Genomic DNA, 18,454 nt, shown 5'->3' on the forward strand with positions numbered 1-18,454 from the left:
ACCATGTCCCCGGCGGGGTGGGGGTCGGACACCAGCACCGACAGCTCCTGTCCCTCCGCCACCCGCTGGCCGGTGATGGCCCGCACCCCGTCCAGCAGGATGCCGTCCTCCAGCCACTTGACCCGGCGGATCACCGTGCCAGACAGGTGGAGCTCCCTCCGGAGGAGGGTGTCGATCTTTTCCCCGGCCTGGGCCTGCGTCACCCGGAGCGACAGCCGCCGGGGCTCTTGTATGGCCATTGCTATCCCTTCTTTCCTTTTTTCCAGTATAGCATGGCCCGCAACGCTTTTCAAACGGCGGTTTTTGTAGTATAATATCCCTTACACATGGGGGTATCAGACCCCGTCCCTTCAAAAGCGAGGTGCTCCAATGGCGGAAAAACTGGGTATTTACGTCCACATCCCCTTTTGCCGCAGCAAGTGCGACTACTGCGACTTCTACTCCCTGGCGGGACAGGAGAGCCGGATGGACGACTACCAAAAGGCCCTGATTGCCCATATCAAGGAGACCGGGCCGCTGACCCGGGGCTGCCAGGTGGATACGGTGTATTTTGGGGGAGGCACCCCCAGCTATTTCGGAGAAAAACGGCTGCGGGAGCTGCTGCGTACCATCGCCAAGCGATTTGACCTGTCCAAGGACGCGGAGGTCACCGTGGAGTGCAACCCGGACAGCGTGGATCTGAAGATGCTCCAGAGCCTGCGGCGGGCGGGCGTCAACCGGCTCTCTCTGGGGGTCCAGTCCGCCAACCCCTGTGAGCTGAGCAGCCTCCACCGGCCCCACGATTTTGAGCAGGTGAAGGCGGCGGTGCAGGCCGCCCGGAAGGCCAAGTTCAAAAACCTGAGCCTGGACCTGATCTACGGCCTGCCCGGCCAGGATCTGGCCGGCTGGAAGGACACGGTGGAGCAGGTCCTGGCCCTGGAGCCGGAGCATCTGAGCTGCTACGGCCTGAAGGTGGAGCCGGGCACCCTCCTGGACTACCGGGTGAGCCGGGGGGAAAAGCTGCCCGACGACGACGCCCAGGCCGACATGTACCTGTGGATGGTGGAGCGGCTGGGGGAGGCCGGCTACCGGCAGTATGAGATCTCCAACTTCGCCCGGGCCGGATTCCAGTCCAGGCACAACCTGAAATACTGGATGGGCCGGTCCTATGTGGGCTTCGGCCCCGGGGCCCACTCCGATTTCGGCGGGCGGCGGTACTCCTTTGTCCGGGACCTGGAAAAATATATCTCCGGCGTGCTGGGCGGCGGCATGGTCATTGACGAGTCCGAGCTCATCCCCCAGCGGGAGCGGGGCAGCGAATACCTGATGCTCCGGCTGCGCACCACCCGGGGCATTGAGGAGTGGGAGTACCGGCGGGAGTTCTTCATGAACTTCGACCCCCTGGAGCAGAAGCTGGAGGAGTACGAGCGCCAGGGCTGGGCCGAGCGCCACGACCGGCGGTGGAATCTGACCCCCAAAGGCTTTCTGGTATCCAACCAGCTCATCGGCGAGCTGCTGAGCATCCAGGAGGAGGCCACCCTGGAAAAAACCCTGCGCCTCAAGGAGGGCGGACCGGAGCAAAATGGGGAAAATTGACCTGTTTTGTCTGAAATTCCGTATTCCTGACAATTCTGTAAAGCTGGCCCCCGCTTGTTTACAAGCGGGGGCTTTTGTGTTAACATAATGCCCATAGCGACTTTGGATCACGGCATAGGAGGAACATAATGAACAAAACGATTCGGCGGGGCGTGGCGCTGGGGCTGGCCCTGGCAGTCACGGTGACGGCGGCTTCCGCCTCCAACGCCCTGGGCTGGGACCTACATAAGAGCAGCGTGCCCATCTCCCAGGGTACCGCTCTGGGAACAAACATCTTCTGGAGCGACACCTATTCCGACCTGCGTACGGAATATTTTGTCAGCTACACCCCCAACACCAATGTGGTGCCTACGGTGGCCTATGGCGACAAGGTGCTCTCCAAGGCCACCCTGTCCGGCATGGCCCAGTCCCTGGAGAGCCAGGGCAAGCGGGTGGTGTCCGGCCTCAACGGCGACTGGTACGTGATGGCCACCGGCGCCACCACCGGCCTGGTGGTTACCAACGGGGGCGTGCGGGCCACCTCTTACTATAACGACTCCTGGGCCATCGGCTTCAACGCCGACGGCACCGCCTTCATCGGCCAGCCCGGACTGACCACCACGGTGTCCTTCGGGGGGCAGAGCTACCCCCTTACCGGCGCCATCAACAAGATCCGGCAGGCCTATAAAAACGGGGTGGGCGGGATCACCCTCATGACCTCCGACTTCTCCGCCACCACCCAGAACACCAAGCCGGGTGTGGACGTGGTGCTCACCCCCGTGGACGACGGCACCGGGACCAGCCCCCTGCAGCCCACCATCGGCAAGACGGTGCGCTACACCGTGGATCAGGTGCTGGAGTCCACCGGCGCCATCCCCATCCCCGAGGGGAAGGCGGTGCTCACCCTGAACGGGGAGGAGGACGCCAATCTGCTGGCCGCCCTGCGGGCCCTCCAGCCCGGCAGCGAGGTCACCCTCTCCATCACCGCCGCCGACGCCCGGTGGAACAACGTCACCGAGGCCCTGGGCGGCGTGAGTAAAATCGTCACCAACGGCCAGGTGGCCTCCGGCCTGGACCCCTCCCGCACCGCCTGCTCCGCCGTGGGCATCAAGGCCGACGGAACGGTGGTCTTTTACGCCATAGACGGAAAACAGTCCGGCCACAGCGTGGGAGCCACCATCTCTCAGGTGGCCCAGCGGCTGGTGGAGCTGGGCTGCGTGGACGCCATCAGCATGGACGGCGGCGGCTCCACCACCATCGGCGTCACCTACCCGGACCAGAACGGCATGCAGGTGGTGAACAAGCCCTCCGACGGGGCCCAGCGGTCCAACAGCACCGCCATCTTCCTCACCACCACCCTCCAGCCCACCGGCCAGCTGGCCGCCTACTATGTGACCCCCAGCGACAAGATGCTGCTGGCCGGGGCCCAGGTCCAGCTGTCCGCCGCCGGGCTGGACAGCTCCTATTACCTCACCCAGGGCAATCCGGTGGGCTGGTCGGTGACCAGCGGCGGCGGCACCGTCAGCGAGACCGGGCTGTACACCGCCGGAACGGAGAGCGGCTTCTCCCAGGTCACCGCCAGCGACGGCCTGTATACCGGCACCGCCTATCTCACCACCGTAAAGACCCCAGACTCCATCAGCGTCTCCAATGAGTCCACCGGCGCGGCGGTGACCAGCCTCAATCTGGACCCCGGCCAGCAGGTGGACCTGAAGGCCTCCGCCGTCTACCGCAAGCTGGCCCTCACCGCCCAGGACACCTGCTTTACCTGGTCGGTCAGCGGCGGCGTGGGTACGGTGGATCAGAACGGCCTGTTCACCGCCGGAGAGAAGAGCGGCACCGGCACCCTCACCGTCTCGGCGGGAGGAAAAACCACCACCATTCAGGTGAGCGTGGCCGGACACATCAAGACCCTGGAGAACTGTGAGGGAGATTTGAGCACCTTTATCTCCACGCCCTCCCTTACCGCCGCGCCGGAGACCGGGCTGGACTACGTCCACAACGGCAAGCAGAGCGTGAAGCTGGCCTATCAGGCCGGAGCGACCGGCGTGGCCAGCCTGAGCACCAGCCTGAGCATCCCCGCCGGGGAGAGCTGGCTGGGCATGTGGGTCTACGGCGACGGCTCGGGCAACACCCTGATGGCCACCGCCAACGGGCAGGGCGGCCAGCAGTTCCTCCTCACCGCCCTGGACTTTACCGGCTGGCGGTACGTGATGGTGGAGCTGCCCCAGGGTACCGCCTCTATCACCGAGCTGTCGGTGGTCTACGGCGGCGGCGAGGGCAAGCAGAACGGCACCATCTGGCTGGATCAGCTGGTGACCGCCAATGAACAGCTCACCGACACCACCGCCCCCACCATCACCATCCAGGCCAGCGGCACCCAGCTCACCGCCACCGTCAGCGACAACATGGACAAGACCATTCCCCAGGGGAACCTGACCCTGACCTATGACGGCGCGCCCCTGCAGTTTACCTGGAACGAGAGTTCCGGTACCCTGTCCGCTACCCTGCCCGCCGCCGACAACGGCTACCACCGGGTTACCCTGGTGGCCGGGGACGCCAGCGGCAACCTGGCCCGGGCCTCTGCGGATATCTCCCCCGCCACCCAGCGCACCTCCCCCTTCGGCGATATGGCGGGACACTGGGCCGAGCCCTACGCCACCTTCCTCTACGACCAGGGGATCTCCCAGGGGACCGGCGGCGACGTGCCCCAGTATCAGCCCAACCGGAACATCACCCGGGCGGAGTTCTTCGCCATGGTGGCCCACTGGATGGACCTGGACCCCGCCCTGTACAGCGGGGTGGAGCTCCCCTTCGCTGACAAGGACCAGATCCCCGACTGGGCCATCAATGAGGTGAAGGCCATGTACAGCCTGGGCCTCCTCCAGGGGGCGGAGACCGCAGGGGGCGTGATGTGCAACCCCACCGCCACCATTACCCGGGCCGAGGCCATCACCTTGCTGGGCCGCATCCAGGCCAAGGGCTATACCCAGGCTGACCTGAGCGCCTTCACCGACGCCGCGCAGGTGCCCGCCTGGGCCGCGGAGTACACCGGAATCCTGGTGGCCCAGGGCGTGGTGGCCGGCACCAACGACCAGATCCGCCCCAACGGCCTGCTGACCCGGGGCGAGGTGGCCAAGCTGCTCTACGCCATGCTGTAACCAAAAAAGAGGAGGTTTTTACCCATGCTCTTTGTCTGTTACCCCAAGTGCACCACCTGCCAGAAGGCCCTGAAGTGGCTGGAGGCCAGAGGTGTGCAGGTGGAAGTGCGGGACATCAAGACCCAGCGGCCCAATGAGGAGGAGCTGCGGACCTGGTTCCAGGCCAGCGGCCTGCCCCTGAAGAAGTTTTTCAACACCAGCGGCCTGCAGTACAAGGCCCTGGGCCTGAAGGACAAGCTCCCGGGTATGAGCGAGGAGGAACAGATTGCCCTGCTGGCCACTGACGGGATGCTGGTCAAGCGGCCGATCCTGGTGGGAGACGGCTTCGTCCTGGTGGGCTTCAAAGTGGCCCAGTGGGCGGAACAGCTGGGGTAGACCGCCGTGCGCTATCTGGAGAGCGGCAGCACCGACCCCTATTACAACCTGGCCCTGGAGCAGGTGGTCTTTGACGGGCCAGGGCAGGATACGGCCTGCTGTATGCTGTGGCAGAACGACAACACCATCGTGGTGGGCAAACACCAGAACACCCTCCAGGAGGTCAACATGGCCTACGTGCGGGAGCACAATGTCCGGGTGGCCCGGCGGCTCTCCGGCGGCGGGGCGGTGTACCACGACCTGGGCAACGTGAACTTTACCTTCATCGCCCCCCATGAGGGCGGGGGAATGGACTTTTCCGCCTTCTGCCGGCCGGTGGCCGCCGCCCTGGCTGAGCTGGGCGTGACCGCCGAGCTCAGCGGCCGCAACGACATGACCATTGACGGGAAAAAATTCTCTGGCAACTCCCAGTACGTCAAGCGGGGCCGGGTGATGCACCACGGCACCATTCTCTACGACTCCGACCTGAGCGTGGTGGGCCAGGCCCTGCGGGTGCCGGAGGACAAGTTTACCTCCAAGGGACTGACCTCGGTGCGCAGCCGGGTGACCAACGTGCGGCCCTATGTGAAGGAGGACCTGCCCACCGGGCAGTTTCTGGTCCGGCTGCGGCAGGCCCTGATGAACGCTTACGACATGGAGCCGCTGGTCCTCACGGAGGAGCAGCTGGATGAGGTACAGCGGCTGCGGGACACGCTGTACAGCACCTGGGACTGGAATTTCGGCGCTTCGCCCCCCTGCCAGATTGTGAAAAAGCGGCGGGTGGAGGGCTGTGGCCAGCTGGAGCTGCACATGGATGTGGAGCAGGGGAGACTGAATACTCTCCACATTTACGGAGACTTTTTCAGCCTGGACGAGCCGGAGGAGCTGGCCCGGCTGCTGCTGGGCTGTCCGCTGGAGGAGGGCGCCCTGCGGGAGTGGCTCTCCGGCGTGGATCCCGGCCGGTACTGCAGGGGCATGGACCTGGACGCCCTCTGCCGCGCCCTGCTGCAATAGACCGGACAAACACAAAACAAAACGAGCGCGGAGCTCTGCCGGCAGGCGGAGCTCCGCGCTCTGCGGTTATGTATAAAACATGCAGAAAACGGAAAAGCTGTGGTCAAACGGAAACGGAAAAAGGAGCGTGAAATTTTCTTTGATTTTGGCGAGATATATGCTATAATGTATGCGTGAAGGAGCGCACTGAGTTTTCAGATGCCGCCTGTTTTTGTGTTTAACGGGCCGCGGATACGCCGGCCCTTGGATACCCCGGAAGGCGCAAAGCCCTTCCGGCGGAAGGAATAGAGGGTTGTTGCTTTGACGAAATATGTGATTCACGGCGGGAAACCGCTGTTTGGAGAAATTGACATCAGCGGCGCGAAGAACGCCGCTGTCGCTATCATTCCCGCCGCCCTGCTGGTGGACGGCAGCTGCCGCATTGAAAACATTCCCCAGATCAGCGATGTGACCTTGATTCTGAATATCCTCCAGGAGCTGGGCGCCGACGTGCGCACCGTCAACCGCACCACGGTGGACGTGGACTGCTCCCATATCCGCAACGCCAGGGTGCCCGAGGAGCTGGCCCGGAAGATCCGGGCCTCTTACTACCTCATTGGCGCCCTGCTGGGCCGGTTCGGCTCCGCCGAGGTGCCCCCGCCGGGAGGCTGCGACTTCGGCGGCCGGCCCATCGACCAGCACATCAAGGGCTTTGTGGCCATGGGCGCCGAGGTGGACGTGCGGGGCGGCTTTATCCACGCCCGGGCCGAAAAGGGCCGGATGCAGGGCACCCACGTCTATCTGGACATCGTATCCGTGGGGGCCACCATGAACATCATGCTGGCCGCCGTGCTGGCCCAGGGGATGACGGTGATTGAAAACGCCGCCAAGGAGCCCCACATCGTGGACCTGGCCAACTTCCTCAACTCCATGGGCGCCGACATCATGGGCGCCGGTACCGACGTCATCAAGATCCGGGGGGTGGACCGCCTCTCCGGCGGCACCTACTCCATCATTCCCGACCAGATCGAGGCGGGCACCTATATGACCGCCGTGGCCGCCACCGGAGGCGAGGTGCTCATCAAGAACGTTATCCCCAAGCATCTGGAGTGCATCACCGCCAAGCTGCTGGAGATGGGGGTGGAGGTGGAGGAGCGGGACGACGCCGTTCTGGTCCGCCGTACCGGCAAGCTCACCCGCACCAACGTCAAGACCCTGCCCTATCCCGGCTTCCCCACCGACATGCAGCCCCAGATTGCCGCCGTCCTCTGCCTGGCGGAGGGCACCAGCGTGCTCACCGAGGGGGTGTGGGACAACCGCTACCGCTACGTGGACGAGTTCCGCCGCATGGGCGCTCAGATCCAGGTGGACGGCAAGATCGCCGTCATCGAGGGCGTGGACAAGCTCACCGGCGCCCGCATCCAGGCCTGCGACCTGCGGGCCGGCGCCGCCATGGTCATCGCCGGACTGGCCGCCCAGGGCACCACCGAGATCGGCTGCATCCACCACATCGAGCGGGGCTATGAGGACATCGTCCGCAAGCTCTCCGGTGTGGGTGCCGACATCCGGGTGGTGGTTACCCCCGACGAGGACAAGCAGAGCCAGGTGGGCTGACAACTGATATTCCGTCATGCAGGCGGGGGAGGTTCCCCGCCTGTTTTTTGCGAGAAGGAGCGATTTTGTGCTGGAACTTTGTACCCTGGCCAGCGGCTCCAGCGGCAACTGCCTGCTGGTGAGCAGCGGAGACACCCATATTCTGGTGGACGCCGGCATCTCCTGCCGCCGGATCACCACCGCCCTCAAGGCCATGGGGCTGGACCCCAAGGCCCTGTCCGCCGTGCTGGTCACCCATGAGCACTCCGACCACATCGCCGGACTGGCTACCATGACCAAGCAGCTGGCGGTGCCGGTATACGCCAGCCGGGGCACCGGTATGCAGCTGTGCTACCGCATCCCCTTCCTGGAGGAGGTGCTCCATACCTTTACCCCGGGTGAGCGGTTCTCCCTGGGCGGGGTGGACGTGGAGAGCTTCGCCACCCCCCACGACGCCGCCCAGAGCACCGGCTACGCCCTGTCCGCCGGAGGGAAAAAAGCGGCGGTGGTCACCGACCTGGGCCACGTCACCGACGAGGTGGCGGAGGGGATCCGGGGCGCCGAACTCTTGGTGGCCGAGGCCAACCACGACGTGGAATGGCTCCAGTCCGGGCCTTACCCCTATTCCCTCAAAAGCCGGATCCTGGGCGACCGGGGCCACCTGTCCAACGAGGCGGGGGCCCAGCTGGTGTGCCGGGCGGTGGAGGGGGGCGCCCGCACGGTGGTGCTGGCCCACCTGTCCAGAGAAAACAACACCCCCCAGCGGGCCTACGACGTGGTGCGCTCCGCCCTGGAACACAGAGGGGTCCGGGTGGGCCAGGACGTGCGGCTGGAGGTGGCCCCCAGAGACCAGACCGGGGAGAGGTACCGGATATGAAGGGTATCAGCGTTTCTGTCATCTGCGTGGGCAAGCTGAAGGAGAAGTTTTACATAGAGGGGGCGGCGGAGTACGCCAAGCGGCTGGGAGCCTACTGCAAATTCCAGCTCACCGAGCTGCCCGAGGAGCGGCTGCCCGCCAATCCCTCCCAGGCCCAGATCGACGCCGCCCTGGAAAAAGAGGCCCAGGCGGTGAAGAGCAGGCTGCCCAAGGGCGCGGCGGTGGTGGCCCTGTGCGTGGAGGGCGAGCTCCTATCCAGCGAAAAGCTGGCCGCCCGGCTGGAACAGTGGCCGGCGGCGGGCAAGAGCACCCTGGTGTTCCTCATCGGCTCCTCCTACGGGATGCATCCCTCCCTGAAGGAGCTGGCCCAGCTGAGACTGTCCATGTCCCCCATGACCTTCCCCCACCACCTGGCCCGGGTTATGCTGCTGGAACAGCTCTACCGCTGCTTCAAAATCCAGGAGGGCTCGGGGTATCACAAATAGTGACAGGAAAAAATTTGCATTTTATCCTGCGAAATGCCGGAATTCAGGGTAGCGATACCAGAGCGTTTGTGCTATAATAACAAAAGCACAGAGGTGCTGCCATGGAATTTAAAGGTATAGGAGGTTATTCCCATGTCCTATCGTGAGGTATATGAAAAGTGGCTCAACAGCCCCGCCCTCAGCGATGCCGAAAAGGCGGAGCTGCAGTCCATCGCCGGCGACGACAAGGAGATCGAGAGCCGGTTCTTCGCCCCCCTGGAGTTCGGCACCGCCGGCCTGCGGGGTACCATGTGCGTGGGCCTGCACCAGATGAACATTCACGTGATCCGTCACGCCACCCAGGCCTTTGCCGAGGTCATCAAGGCCGAGGGGGCCGAGGCCATGGAGCGGGGCGTGGCGGTGTGCTACGACTGCCGCAACAACTCCGACGCCTTTGCCAGAGAGACCGCCTGCGTCATGGCGGGCAACGGCATCCGGGTGCGGCTCTTTGACGCCATGCGGCCCACCCCCGAGGTGTCCTTCGCCGTGCGGGAGTACCACTGCATTGCCGGCGTCAACGTCACCGCCAGCCACAACCCCAAGGAGTACAACGGCTACAAGGTTTACTGGCAGGATGGCGCCCAGCTGCCCCCCCACCACGCCGCCGCCATCGCCAAGAAGATGGAGGAGCTGGACCTGTTCGACTCCATCCGGCGGATGGACTATGACCAGGCCCTCAAGAGCGGCATGATCACCCTCATGGGGAAGGAGACCGACGAGAAATTCCTGGAAAACGTCATGGGGCAGGTCAACGACAAGGCCGCGGTGGAGCAGGTGGCCGACACCTTCAAGATGGTGTACACCCCCTTCCACGGCACCGGCTACCAGCTCATCCCCGAGGCCCTGCGCCGGCTGGGCATGAAGCACGTCATCTGCGTGCCTGAGCAGATGGTCATTGACGGCAACTTCCCCACCGTGGTCTCCCCCAACCCGGAGAACCCCGAGGGGTTCTACCTGGCGGTGGAGCTGGCCAAGAAGGAGGGCGCCGACTTCATTCTGGGCTCCGACCCTGACGCCGACCGGGTGGGCATCATGGTGCGCGACAACCAGGGCGAATACATTACCATCTCCGGCAACCAGACCGGCGTACTGCTGCTGGACTACCTCATCGGCGCCAAAAAGCGCACCGGCAAGATGCCGGACAAGCCGGTGGCCCTCAAGACCATCGTTACCACCGAGATGGCCCGGAAGGTGGCCGAGACCAACGGCCTGGCCTGCTACGACACCTTTACCGGCTTCAAGTTCCTGGCCGAAAAGAAGGACAAGCTGGAAAACGCCGGGGAGGGCAAGGTGATCTTTGCCTACGAGGAGAGTTACGGCTACATGCTGGGCGACTATGTCCGGGATAAGGACGCCGTCACCGCCGCCCTGGCCCTCACCGAGATGGCCGCCTGGTACGCCGGGCAGGGCATGACCCTGTACGACGCCCTGCAAAAGTGCTATGAGAAGTACGGCTTCTATGGAGAAAAGACCCTGAACCTGGTGATGCCCGGCCTGGACGGGCTGAAGAAGATGGCCGACCTGATGGCCGGGCTGCGCGCCAAGCCCCCGGTGGAGATCGCCGGCGTGGGCGTGCTCCAGCAGAAGGACTACAAGGACGGCTCCGTGGTCACCGTGGCCGACGGCAGCAAGTCCGCCATGGAGCTCTCCGGCTCCAACGTGCTGCGCTACGAGATGGCCGACGGCACCAGCCTCATCGTCCGGCCCTCCGGCACCGAACCCAAGGTCAAGGTCTATATCCTGGCCAACGACCAGACCAAGGCCCAGTGTGAGGAGAAGGTGTCCAAGTACACCGCCTGGGCGGAGTCCCTCAAGGGCTGACAAAGGAATACAACCGCAGCGTTCAGCACCCTGCCCCCGCCGGATCGGCCGGGGCGGGGTGCTGTCTGATTTTGGAGAAAATTTTCCATAAAAAGTTGGAAACCTTTTACTTCCGGCATCGTCTAATGAATGGGACATAAAATTTAAGGTTTCCTTAAGAACTTGTCATTGCTTTGTAATTTCAAGCCAGTCCCGCTGTGGTAGAATTTGTGTGGAAGCAACTGCAAACAAGGAGGATGTCAACATGACGGATCAACAGACGCCCGTGATGGAACAGGCCGTCCAGACCGGCAGCCCGGCGCCGGCCACTCCCAAAGGGCCCAAGAAGAAAAAACGGCGGGGCAAAGGAAAGCTCATCGCGGGAATTGTGGTGGCCGCCGCGGTGGTGGTGGCCGTGGCCGTGATCCTGTGGTACTTTGTGTTCCGGGAGACCGACCAACAGGGTGAAGTCATGACCGGCACCGTGGAATATGGCTCCATCCAGTCGACGGTGGAGGGTTCCGGTACCACCAAAGCCCGCAACTCCGCCAGCGTCACCCCGGGCACGGGCACCATTCTGGAGCTCTATGTCCAGGAGGGCGATCAGGTGGAGGCAGGCCAGCAGCTCTACAAGATGGACGATACCGCCGCCCGGGAGGCAGTTACCGCCGCCCAGGAGAGCGTGGACAACGCCCAGAAGGATCTGCAGGCGGTGTATGACAAGATCGCCGAGCTCACCGTCAAGGCCCCCCACAGCGGCAACCTGCGGGAGGTGGCCGACCTGAAGGTGGGAGACACCGTCAATGAGGGCGACACCATCGCCACCATTGTCAACGACACCAAGCTGCGGCTGTCCCTCTATTACAGCTACGCCTACGAGGACCAGATCAAGGTGGGTCAGACCGCCCAGGTCTCCATTCCCGCCATCATGGACTCCCGCACCGGTACGGTGGAGAAGATCAACAAAGTGCGCTTCGTCTCCCCCGAGGGAGCCACCCACTTCGAGGTGGTGTTCGTGCTGGACAATCCCGGCACCCTTACCGAAGGGATGGAGGCCTCCGCCGGCCTGACGGCCAGCGACGGCACCCCCATCTACCCCTATCAGAACGGCAAGCTGGAGTTCTACGAGACTACCGTGGTGAAGGCCAAGGCCTCCGGCCCGGTGGAGCAGTTCAACCTGATGAACTACGGCGATGTGAAGGCCGGTCAGACGATGGTCCAGCTGGGCGCCAAGAACACCGACGAGGAGATCGCCTCCAAGGAGGAAGCCCTGAAGGCCGCCCAGGAGAAGCTGAAAACCGCCAATGACGAGCTGGCCAAGTACAACGCAACCTCCCCCATCGCAGGCACCGTCCTGTCCTGCAGCCTGCAGGAGGGCGCGGAGGTCCAGAGCGGTCAGGGCATCAGCATTGCCGACACCACCCAGATGGTGGTGGAGATTACCGTGGATGAGCGCAACGCCCGGTATGTCAAGGCCGGTATGATGGTCAACATCGACCAGTACGGCACTCCCTATATGGGCATTGTGGAGAGCGTGTCCATGACCGCTTCCGGAGAGAACGGCGTGGCCTCCGTCCCCGCGGTGGTGACGGTGGACAACTTTGACGGCTCTATGATCCCCGGTACTTATGTCAGCTACTCCTTTGTGGCCAGTGAATCGGACAACTGTCTGGTGGTGCCGATCCAGGCGGTCAAGTACGTCAGCTTTGACAACGTGACCCTGCCCGATACCCTGGATGCCGCCCCCTCCGAAGGCGGAGATATGGGCGGTATGATCGACGGCGAGATGCTGCCTGAGGACGGCATGACGGACGGCGAGATGCTGCCCGAGGACGGCATGATCGAGGGCGAAATGCTGCCCGCAGATGACGGTACCGTCATAAGCGACGGTAGCATGGCGGTGCCCCAGCGCTACAGCGGCGGCGCCTTTGCCAAGCCCCTGATGTCGGTAGCCATACCCGGCGGCGGCGTGGTCGTGGGCGGCGGCTCTATGGACGGGTCCATGGGCGGCACGGGCAGCACGGACAACGCCATTGTCTGGGTCCAGTCCGATGAGCCGCCGGTCAACGCCATTCTGGAGCCCGATCCCTCCTGGGAGCAGCCCAAGGGCTTCTGGGCGGTGCCGGTGACGGTGGGCCTCAACGACAACTCCCAGGTGGAGATCGTCCGGGGCCTGTCCCAGGGACAGGTGATCTTCCTGGGCTATCAGAATCCCGAACAGATGTATTATTAAGAGGGCTATACCATGCTCATTGATGTAAAAAACCTCTTTAAGATCTACCATGAGGGAGAGGAAAGCGAGGTGCGGGCCCTGGACGGGGTCTCCCTGGCCATCGACCGGCGGGAATTTGTGGCCATCATCGGCCAGTCCGGCTCCGGCAAGTCCACCCTGATGAACATTCTGGGCTGCCTGGACATCCCCACCTATGGGGATTACCACCTGGACGGAGTGGACGTCACCGAGCTCAGCGACCGGCAGCTGGCCCACATCCGCAACAAGCAGATCGGCTTCATCTTTCAGGGGTTTAACCTGATCCCCGCCCTCAACGCCTGGGAGAACGTGGAGCTCCCCCTGATCTATCAGGGGGTGCCCGCCTCCAAGCGTACCGACCGGGTAGAGGCCGCCCTGGAGCGGGTGGGCCTGGCCGACCGGGCGGGGCACAGGCCCAGCGAGATGTCCGGCGGCCAGCAGCAGCGGGTGGCCATCGCCCGGGCCATCGCCACCCAGCCCCCCATCATCATGGCCGACGAGCCCACCGGCGCCCTGGACTCCAAGACGGGCAAGCACGTGCTGGAGATCCTCCACAGCCTCCATGAGGAGGGCACCACCATCATCCTCATCACCCACGACAACGGCATCGCCGCCACCGCCGAGCGGGTCATCCGGATCTCCGACGGACACATCCTCTACGACGGGGACAGAGAGGGGGCCTTTTCATGAATCTGACACAGGCCTTCAAAATCGCCATCAAATCCATCGCGGCCAAAAAGGCCCGCTCCGCCCTCACCATGCTGGGCGTGATCATCGGCCTGGCGGCCGTCATCATCCTGGTGTCCTACGCCGAAGGCCAGAACCAGCAGATGCGGGCCTATTACGAGAGCCTGGGCAGCAACGTCATCAACATCAACGCCTATAGCTGGGACAGCAAGGGGATTGCCGACGATCTGTACGACTATTGCATGGAGCTGGATGAGTACATTGTGGGCTTCACTCCGGTGGTGCAGATGTACAACCAGACGGTGATCAAGTATGGCGCCAAGACCCTGGACAATCACAACAGCTCCTGGGAGGAGAGTCCCCAGGTGGTGATGGGCAATCAGGACTTCGCCCTGTGCAACAACTTTACCATTGCCAAGGGCAGGGACATCGCCTATCTGGATGTGGAACGGTACAACCAGGTGTGCGTGCTGGGTTCCAAGATCGCCGAGCTGCTGTTCAACTACATCGATCCGGTGGGCAGGGACATCACCATCAACGGCGTGCCCTTTGAGGTGATCGGGGTCTACGAGGAGAAGGACCCGGACAATATGACAGGTATGGACCGCTACGTGGTTCTGCCCTACACCGCAAACCGGGTGCTGAACAAATCCAACCAGATGGATACCTTCGTGGCCAAGGCCAAAGACGCCCAGTCCACCAAAATGGGCGTGGCCCTGCTCCAGGGATACCTGGACAGCCTGCTGGGACAGGGTACCGGCTACGTGGGCACCCCCAACCAGTGGCAGGAGCAGGGCGACGAGCAGATCAAGCTGCAGCAGCGCTTCCTGGGTGGCATCGCCGCCATCTCCCTGGCGGTGGGCGGCATCGGCATTATGAACATCATGCTGGTCACCGTCACCGAGCGTACCCGGGAAATCGGCATCCGCAAGGCCATCGGCGCCGAGCGCAAGAGCATCATTGCCCAGTTCCTCATTGAGGCCTGCATGATCTGCGGCATCGGCGGCCTCTTCGGCATTGCCGTGGGGTACATCGGAACGCTGATTGTGGGAAAGGCATCCTTCGACCTGATTCTGCTGCCAAGCCCGGGCATCACCGTGGGAGCCTTCCTCATCTCGGTGGCCCTGGGCATCGGCTTCGGCCTGTACCCCGCCATCAAAGCATCCGGCCTCCAGCCGGTGGACGCCCTGCGGGCGGAATAAAGGAGAGAGACTATGAGCGTGAAACGATTGATTTCCGGGCTACTGGCCGCCGCCTTGCTGGCGGGGCTGGTCACCCTCGCCCCCGCCTCCGCCGCGGGGAGCGCCGCCTTTACCGACATTCCCGACTCCACCACCGCCAACGCCGCGGAAACCCTGTGGGCGCTGGGTGTGGTGGACGGTACCGGCGGGACCGCCTACAACCCCAACGGCAAGCTGACCCGGGCGGAATTCTGCAAAATGGCGGTGGAGATCCTGGGCCGGGGCAGCGAGGAGCCCGCCCAGCGCAACCGTACCATCTTTACCGATGTGGGCCCGGACCACTGGGCCAGAGGTTATGTGAACCTGGCCTCCTCCATCCCCGCCAACGGCAGTTCCGGCGGCAGCACCGGCGGAACGGACGGTGAGGGCACCACCGCCAGCACCCGGCTCATTATGGGCGTGGGCGACGGCAGTTTCCAGCCCGACCGGGCCATCACCTACGGCGAGGCCGTGACCATGCTTATGCGGGTACTGGGTTACGGCGACCAGGATGTGGCCACCGGCATCAACTGGTACGACGGCTATGTGGGCCTGGCCACCTCCTCCAGCCTGGCCGACGGCCTGGACATTTCCGGTTCCTCCACCCTCACCAGAGGACAGGCGGCTATCCTGTTCTATAATCTGCTCTTTACCAGCCCCAAGAACAGCACGGATATTTACCTCTCCAGTCTGGGCGGCAGCCTGGAGGACAATGTGATCGTCCTGTCCACCGACGCCACCGCCGAGGATGGCACCGGCGGGTCCGTGCTCACCACCTCCGGTACCTACAAGACCGACCGGGCCGCCTTCGGCAGCGAGCTGTGCGGTACCAGAGGTCAGATCGTGCTGGACAAGAACAAAAAGCTGCTGGCCATCCTTCCCGAGGAGGGCGCCACTTTCCGGGCTGTCACCGTAATGGGCAGCCCCGAGGCCAACGCCATCCCCATTGTGGGAGACGAGAAGATCAAGGTGACGCTGGACACCAAGGTCTATCAAAGCGATACCCAGGAGCCCACCACCTATGAGAAGATCTGGACCAGCCTGCGCACCGGCACCTCCCTGAAGCTCTGCTTCAACGGTTCCGGCAAGCTGGAGTACATCTATCAGACCTCCGCCTCCACCGCGGCGAGCGAGGGCAACGTAATGGTGGCCAAAAACAAGCCCACCGGCAACAGCAATCCCTTCACCATGCTCACCGGCGGCAAGACCCCCCAGATCTACAAAAACGGCGTGCCCGCCCAGGTCAGCGACATCCGGCAGTACGACGTGGGCACCTATGACAAGAACTCCAACACCCTGTTTGTCTCCGACCTGCGGCTGTGCGGCCTGTATGAGGACGCCTCCCCCAACGCCGCCGCCCCCTCCACCATAACGGTCATGGGGGCCACCCTGGAGGTGCTTCCCAGCGCGGTGGCGGATCTGTCCGCCTTTAAAGTGGGCGACAAGGTCACCTTCCTGCTGAGCTCCAGCGGACAGGTGGCGGGAGCGGTTTCCCCCAGCGTGGCCCAGTCCAACGCCATCGGCGTGGCCAAGGTGGATGGCAGCAGCGCCACCGTCCAGCTGCTGGATGGGCAGATCACCCTCACCGGCAAGACCAGCATGAGCGCGGAGGTGGCCCGGCAGTTCAGCGGCTGGCTGGTGAATGTCTCTTCTTACTCCAGAGGGTATCTCTCTCTGAGCAAGGTCAACGGCAGCGGCGCCACCAGAGAACTGGACCTGGTGGCCGGCAAGCTGGGCGACAAGACCCTCTCCCCCGGCGTGCGCTTCTTTGAGCAGGCGGGCAACGGCGCCTTGGCCGAGATCCAGAGGGACGATATCACCATCGACAAGGTGCCCGCCAACAAGGTCACCTATGTGGGCTACGACTGGGCCGGACGGGTGGATAAGCTGGTGCTCAATGACGTCACCGGCGACCGCTATATCTACGGCATGATCTACTACATCCCCAGTGATCAGGAGGATGAAAACGCCACAATCTATGACCATGTGACCGTGGAAAACAGCGGCGGCAGCCAGAGCTTTACGGTGTTCTACCTGGATGGCGTCAAGGGCGGCCAGCTGGGCGGCATTGCCCCCGGCCTGAGTCAGCTGGGCGACGGCACGGAGGCGGTGGGCTATATGTCCCTGCGGACCCTCAACGGCGTGCAGCGCAACCAGTTCGACGTGGACAATATGATGCTGACCACCAATGAGATGGTGATTCCCGTCTCCGACCAGGTGGAGTGCTACAACAAGGCCACCGGCCAGTGGTACAAGGCCGAGGGCGAGGATGGACACCAGGAGGCTTTGAAGCAGATCCTGGCCTTCTCCAACAGCCTGACGGTGTACTATGACCGCGCTCCCGAGCAGGGCGGCAAGGTACGCATTGTGGTGGCCGAGTAAACGGTCAGAAACAAACAGCGGCCCCCGGCACCATGTGCCGGGGGCCGCTGCCTGTTATAAAAGTTTTGCCTGGCTTTTTGAAGAAAAAGTTGTATAATAAATGGGGTCAAATTTCCTTGTTATTGCGCTTACCAGTTCCGGATTCTATGGAACGATGAGAAAGAAGAGGAGTCGTTATGCTGCGTTACCTTTCTGACTACCATACGCACACCTATCTCTCGGGAGACAGCCAATCCACCTTGCTGCAGAATATCAGAGCGGCACACCGGGCGGGTTTGCACGAGCTATGTGCCACAGAGCATTGGAATCTCCTGGATCAGCAGGGCAACCGGCTGCCTGCTGCCTATGATTTTGGGCCGCTGCTGCAGCAATGGCGGCGCCTGCGTAACCGGTGGGCCGGTAAAGTTGAGGTGCGGGTGGGCATTGAGCTGGGCAACAGTACCGTGGATACCCCTGCAGTGGAACAGGGGCTTCAGATTCCTCAGTTGGATTTTGTAATCGGTTCCCTCCACTCTGCCAGCCTGGAACGGGGCGGGATCGGCATTTACACCGCGGCAAAAAAATGCCGCTGCCGCCAGGATGCTGTAGAGCTGTTGGAGGACTATGTGCTCCAGATGGAGGAACTGGTGCAGGCGGGCACCTTTGACGTGCTGGGGCATATCATCTACCCGCTCCGCTATTTGCCCCCGGACTATGAGCTGACTCTGGAACCGTGGGAAGAGCGGCTGACCGCTCTGATGCGCCAAATTGTCCAGGCGGGCAAGGGGATCGAACTGAATACCACCCAGGGTACCACCCTGACCCAGTGGACATGGGTATTGGAACGGTACCGCCAGGCGGGCGGAGAAATTATCACACTGGGGTCTGACGCCCACCAGCCGGGTTACATCGGAGCCGGGTTTCAGCAAGCGCTGGAACTGCTGGAATACCATGGATTTCGTTGGCTGTGTACCTATCGCCGCCGGATCCCCTGTTTCCATCGGCTTTGAATGGAAGCAAAAAAATACGCCAAAGCATCAAATTTCTTTCTTTCCTTTTTGCGCTGTCTCCGTTACACT

General features: G+C 63.1%; 13 protein-coding genes and 1 pseudogene. 13 read left to right on the top strand and 1 reads right to left on the bottom strand.

The window, feature by feature from the left end; all coding sequences use genetic code 11:
- A pseudogene (locus B5F88_RS04275) lies at positions 1 to 239 on the bottom strand (RluA family pseudouridine synthase); the annotation flags it as partial.
- A gap of 130 nt (positions 240 to 369) precedes the next feature.
- Here B5F88_RS04275 and hemW point away from each other — a divergent pair.
- The 13 genes from hemW (at position 370) to B5F88_RS04340 (ending at position 18,385) form a co-directional block, all read left to right on the top strand.
- Positions 370 to 1,575 (top strand): radical SAM family heme chaperone HemW, encoded by a 1,206-nt coding sequence (hemW, locus tag B5F88_RS04280; protein ID WP_087342008.1) that lies wholly within the window; start codon positions 370 to 372, stop codon positions 1,573 to 1,575.
- A 128-nt stretch (positions 1,576 to 1,703) separates the two neighbouring features.
- Entirely contained in the window at positions 1,704 to 4,715 is a 3,012-nt protein-coding gene (locus B5F88_RS04285) for a phosphodiester glycosidase family protein (protein ID WP_087342010.1), read from the top strand.
- Positions 4,716 to 4,739: 24 nt separating this feature from the next.
- Positions 4,740 to 5,090, top strand: coding sequence for an arsenate reductase family protein (locus tag B5F88_RS04290; protein ID WP_087342012.1), 351 nt, complete (start codon positions 4,740 to 4,742; stop codon positions 5,088 to 5,090).
- A gap of 6 nt (positions 5,091 to 5,096) precedes the next feature.
- The gene (locus B5F88_RS04295; protein ID WP_087342015.1) at positions 5,097 to 6,083 is read left to right on the top strand and encodes a lipoate--protein ligase; all 987 of its coding nucleotides are present in this window, start codon (positions 5,097 to 5,099) and stop codon (positions 6,081 to 6,083) included.
- A 300-nt stretch (positions 6,084 to 6,383) separates the two neighbouring features.
- A complete protein-coding gene (locus B5F88_RS04300; RefSeq protein WP_087342018.1) occupies positions 6,384 to 7,676 on the top strand; it encodes a UDP-N-acetylglucosamine 1-carboxyvinyltransferase in 1,293 nt (430 codons plus the stop codon).
- Between the two features lie 67 nt (positions 7,677 to 7,743).
- Complete coding sequence (locus tag B5F88_RS04305) at positions 7,744 to 8,532, top strand: MBL fold metallo-hydrolase (RefSeq protein ID WP_087342181.1); 789 nt, start codon at positions 7,744 to 7,746, stop codon at positions 8,530 to 8,532.
- Positions 8,529 to 9,017 (top strand): 23S rRNA (pseudouridine(1915)-N(3))-methyltransferase RlmH, encoded by a 489-nt coding sequence (gene rlmH / locus B5F88_RS04310; RefSeq protein WP_087342021.1) that lies wholly within the window; start codon positions 8,529 to 8,531, stop codon positions 9,015 to 9,017. The genes B5F88_RS04305 and rlmH overlap by 4 nt, the downstream gene beginning before the upstream one ends.
- 132 nt (positions 9,018 to 9,149) lie before the next feature.
- Entirely contained in the window at positions 9,150 to 10,877 is a 1,728-nt protein-coding gene (locus B5F88_RS04315; RefSeq protein ID WP_087342024.1) for a phospho-sugar mutase, read from the top strand.
- 244 nt (positions 10,878 to 11,121) lie between these two features.
- Positions 11,122 to 13,089, top strand: coding sequence for an HlyD family efflux transporter periplasmic adaptor subunit (locus tag B5F88_RS04320; protein WP_087342027.1), 1,968 nt, complete (start codon positions 11,122 to 11,124; stop codon positions 13,087 to 13,089).
- Positions 13,090 to 13,101: 12 nt separating this feature from the next.
- Complete coding sequence (locus B5F88_RS04325; protein WP_087342029.1) at positions 13,102 to 13,797, top strand: ABC transporter ATP-binding protein; 696 nt, start codon at positions 13,102 to 13,104, stop codon at positions 13,795 to 13,797.
- Positions 13,794 to 14,996, top strand: a complete 1,203-nt coding sequence (locus B5F88_RS04330) for an ABC transporter permease (RefSeq protein ID WP_087342031.1) — start codon at positions 13,794 to 13,796, stop codon at positions 14,994 to 14,996. Before B5F88_RS04325 ends, B5F88_RS04330 begins: the two co-directional genes overlap by 4 nt.
- 12 nt (positions 14,997 to 15,008) lie before the next feature.
- Positions 15,009 to 17,396: an S-layer homology domain-containing protein gene (locus B5F88_RS04335; RefSeq protein WP_087342036.1), complete on the top strand. Its 2,388-nt coding sequence runs from the start codon at positions 15,009 to 15,011 to the stop codon at positions 17,394 to 17,396.
- A 176-nt stretch (positions 17,397 to 17,572) separates the two neighbouring features.
- The gene (locus B5F88_RS04340) at positions 17,573 to 18,385 is read left to right on the top strand and encodes a histidinol-phosphatase HisJ family protein (protein ID WP_087342039.1); all 813 of its coding nucleotides are present in this window, start codon (positions 17,573 to 17,575) and stop codon (positions 18,383 to 18,385) included.
- Positions 18,386 to 18,454: the final 69 nt, after the last annotated feature.

Origin of the sequence: Flavonifractor sp. An306, from assembly GCF_002159455.1 — a bacterium.
Classification (GTDB): domain Bacteria; phylum Bacillota; class Clostridia; order Oscillospirales; family Oscillospiraceae; genus Flavonifractor.

Excerpts from the sequence above, each read along its gene's own strand:
- hemW (WP_087342008.1), top strand. The coding sequence starts at position 370 with ATGGCGGAAAAACTGGGTATTTACGTCCACATCCCCTTTTGCCGCAGC.
- B5F88_RS04285 (WP_087342010.1), top strand. The coding sequence starts at position 1,704 with ATGAACAAAACGATTCGGCGGGGCGTGGCGCTGGGGCTGGCCCTGGCA.
- B5F88_RS04290 (WP_087342012.1), top strand. The coding sequence starts at position 4,740 with ATGCTCTTTGTCTGTTACCCCAAGTGCACCACCTGCCAGAAGGCCCTG.
- rlmH (WP_087342021.1), top strand. The coding sequence starts at position 8,529 with ATGAAGGGTATCAGCGTTTCTGTCATCTGCGTGGGCAAGCTGAAGGAG.
- B5F88_RS04315 (WP_087342024.1), top strand. The coding sequence starts at position 9,150 with ATGTCCTATCGTGAGGTATATGAAAAGTGGCTCAACAGCCCCGCCCTC.
- B5F88_RS04320 (WP_087342027.1), top strand. The coding sequence starts at position 11,122 with ATGACGGATCAACAGACGCCCGTGATGGAACAGGCCGTCCAGACCGGC.
- B5F88_RS04325 (WP_087342029.1), top strand. The coding sequence starts at position 13,102 with ATGCTCATTGATGTAAAAAACCTCTTTAAGATCTACCATGAGGGAGAG.
- B5F88_RS04330 (WP_087342031.1), top strand. The coding sequence starts at position 13,794 with ATGAATCTGACACAGGCCTTCAAAATCGCCATCAAATCCATCGCGGCC.
- B5F88_RS04335 (WP_087342036.1), top strand. The coding sequence starts at position 15,009 with ATGAGCGTGAAACGATTGATTTCCGGGCTACTGGCCGCCGCCTTGCTG.
- B5F88_RS04340 (WP_087342039.1), top strand. The coding sequence starts at position 17,573 with ATGCTGCGTTACCTTTCTGACTACCATACGCACACCTATCTCTCGGGA.